Annotated in this window: 2 protein-coding genes; both read left to right on the forward strand. The window is 52.4% G+C overall.

Annotated features, from left to right (window positions below; translation table 11 throughout):
* Positions 1–149: 149 nt before the first annotated feature.
* Positions 150–2,699, forward strand: a complete 2,550-nt coding sequence (locus tag VIR50_RS01430) for a zinc-dependent metalloprotease (protein WP_331933368.1) — start codon at positions 150–152, stop codon at positions 2,697–2,699.
* Between the two features lie 80 nt (positions 2,700–2,779).
* The coding region (locus VIR50_RS01435; RefSeq protein ID WP_331933369.1) for a carboxypeptidase-like regulatory domain-containing protein at positions 2,780–3,325 on the forward strand (546 nt) is incomplete at its 3' end.

Raw genomic sequence — 3,325 nt, forward strand, 5'->3', positions numbered from 1 at the left:
TAGGCTCTGTTCCAACAGATATTAATGATTTTACGAACAGTTATCGCATATTATTCCGAAATAAAAGTATTATTATTCAGTATTAAAAGTTTTTTACTTTTATTTTTGTATATTTGTAACCGTTATATCATTCAGTAATCTATTAATTTATGAAAAAAATTCTATTGGGATTTGTCGTAATGGGACTCCTTTGCCCATTGCAGAGCACGGCAAAGAAGAAAAAGAAGAATGCGGCAGCGGCACTGCTGACTGCCAAGACCGATGATTGGAGCAAGGCACTGAAGGACTCCAAACAATACAAAGGCATGTTTACGCTCCATCTGAATAAGGAAGGTAAACTGTTCTTCGAGCTTCCCGACTCGGTTTTTAACCAAGATTACATACTCAGCAACCGCGTGGCGCGCACCAGCAACACCCACGACTACGTGGCAGGACAAATGGTGAGCAGTCCCATGCTCGTGCGTTTTGCCACCGATAGCATAAAGGTTTACATGTATAAGGTGCAGAATACGGCCGTCGTAAACCCCACCGACCCCATCGCCTCGTCGTTTAAGAGCAACTTCTCCGACCCTATTCTCAAGGCGTTTAAGGTGACAGCGAAGAAGAAAGGGCGTGTACTCATCGACGTGACGTCGCTCTTTGGCGGCAACGATAAAATGCTTTCACCCATGAAACCCGATAATCCGCTCGAGATGATGATGGGCGGTAGCAAGAGCCTCAAGGGCAGTTTTAACTCCGAGGCGTCGGGAATAACCGAGGTGAAGGCCTTTCCCTACAACGTAGAAATAAAGACCAATCTGTCGTTCGACCTATCGTCGAGCAACCAACCCTACACGGTTCAGATGCACCGGTCGCTCTTCGTGGCGCCAAAGACGCTCATGCGGGCCCGTATTCATGACAACCGGGTAGGTTATTTCATGACCGATAAGAAGATATATTCGTCCTCGGCCGACCGTGTGGAGGAGGAATCGATTATCCATCGCTGGCGTTTGGAGCCCAAGGACGACGAGATAGACAAATACTTCGCCGGCCAATTGGTGGAGCCCAAGCAGCCTATCGTGTTCTATGTAGACTCGGCTTTCCCCGCCAAATGGCGCGAAACAGTGAAACAAGGCGTAATGGATTGGAACCAAGCGTTCGAGGCTGCCGGCTTCAAAAACGCCATCGTAGCCCGCGATTATCCTAAAAACGACCCCAACTTCGACCCCGACGACATGCGATACAGTTGTATCAAGTATGCCGTTACGGAAACAGCGAACGCCATGGGGCCCAGTTACGTCGACCCACGAACGGGCGAAATTCTGACGGCCGATGTCATTTGGTATCACAATGTGGTATCGCTACTCCACGATTGGCGCTTCGTTCAGACCGGCGCCGTGGACTATCGCACCCATAAAAAGGTGTTCGACGACGACTTGATGCGTGAATCCATGCGCTACGTTACGAGCCATGAGGTGGGCCATACGCTCGGTTTGATGCACAACATGGGGGCCAGCTATTCCTTCCCCGTCGACTCCCTGCGCAGTCCTTCCTTCACACAGAAGTACGGAACCACGCCAAGTATCATGGATTATGCCCGCAATAACTTCGTGGCTCAGCCCGGCGACATGGAGCGAGGCGTGAAAATGACACCGCCCATCCTCGGCATTGAGGACATCAACGCCATCAAGTGGGGCTACCGCCTCATCAAGGATACCCGCTCATCGAAGGACGAAGTGCCCACGCTTAACCGCTGGATAGCCGAAAAGGCCAATGATCCGATGTACGAGTTTGGCGCCCAGCAGGTGTTTGGCACGGTGGATGTGAGCGACCAAACCGAAGATTTGGGCGATGATCACATCAGGGCCGGCAACTACGCCATCAGCAACTTGAAACTCATTATGAAGAACTTGGAACAGTGGACGGCCCAACGCGGCGAGAACTATGACGCCATGCAAAACTCCTATAAGAGCATTGTCAATCAGTACGCACGCCATTTGGGCCACGTATTGCCCTACATGGGTGGCGTCATTTACCACGAAGTACGTCAGGGCGACGGCCGTTTGGGCAAGGAATATCTCGACCGGGCCACCCAGCAAAAGGCCATGCGCTGGCTTGTAAACCAAGGTCGTACCTATCGCTCTTGGCTCTGCCCACAGCAATTGCTGCTGAAGTTCGACCGCCCCGATGAGATAAACACCAACTTTATACGCCCTATCATCTCCTCGATTTACGGAAGTACCGTCATGCAGCGTATCGATGAGGGCCACAAACTGGCTCCGTCACGCAACTACAGCCTTGACCAATACACGGCCGACGCCTTCCGTGAGGTGTTCGGACCTACCCTCCGGGGTGCCGCTCTCACCGAAGCCGACATGGAAATGCAGCGTACCGCCCTCGATTTCTTCGTGAAGAGCAGCGGCGTTAAGGCCGAGTCATCGTCGAAGAAGTTGCTCGGCGTCGACACGGAGCCCACGTTCGACCTGCAACAAATGCTCAACGCCCCCGAGCTTCCTTGCGAATATGCCGACGCCCACACCTCTTTCGTGCGCATCAACTACAATTTGCCGCCGTTGAAGGAAGACATTTACAAGCCCCTCATGCTGCGTCAGCTCAAGAAAGTAGAGGCCCTCTACCGACAGAAGCGGGCCACCGGCAATGCCACCACACGCAATTTCTATGAGTATCAGCTCCTGAAGATTGCCCAATTATTTAAATAATACGAAGGCCAACGCCTGCTTTCGGGCGTTGGCTTCCTCGTTGAGAGAACCTTCATTATATCATTTCAAGTTTTAATCTTATGAAGAAAGTTAAGCTATTTCTACTGTGCTTGCTGTTGGCAGCGGCCTCCTCGGTCATGGCCCAGCAGCAAACCGTCAAGGGACATGTGGTCGATGACAAGGGCGAACCCGTGATAGGAGCCGTTGTAAAGACCGGCGACGGCAAGGTAGCCGGCGTCACTGACACCAATGGAAACTTCTCTATATCCCTTCCAAAGGGCAAAGGTACGATCGTGGTATCGGCCATCGGCCTCAAGGAAACCAAGTACACGGTCGTTCCGGGCCATGCCGTGGCGGTGAAACTCAACATGGATGAGAAAATGCTCGATGAGCTTGTGGTCGTAGGTTACGGCACTCAGAAGAAGTCATCGCTTACCAGCAGTATCGAAGTTATCAAGGGCGACGACCTCATAAAGCTGCCCACAACCACCGTCGACCAAGCCTTGGCCGGTCAGGTGGCCGGTTTGTCGGTCATGACCATGACGGGTGACCCCGGCTCTCCACGCGAGGCGACGCTCAACATACGTGCCGTGACCGGAGCAACGGCCGCTCCCCTGCTCGTCATC

The sequence above is a fragment of the Prevotella sp. genome (assembly GCF_036570325.1).
In the GTDB taxonomy this organism is placed as follows: domain Bacteria; phylum Bacteroidota; class Bacteroidia; order Bacteroidales; family Bacteroidaceae; genus Prevotella.

What these genes read in the sequence shown, in the direction of transcription:
- VIR50_RS01430 (WP_331933368.1), top strand. Translation starts at nt 150, where the DNA reads ATGAAAAAAATTCTATTGGGATTTGTCGTAATGGGACTCCTTTGCCCA.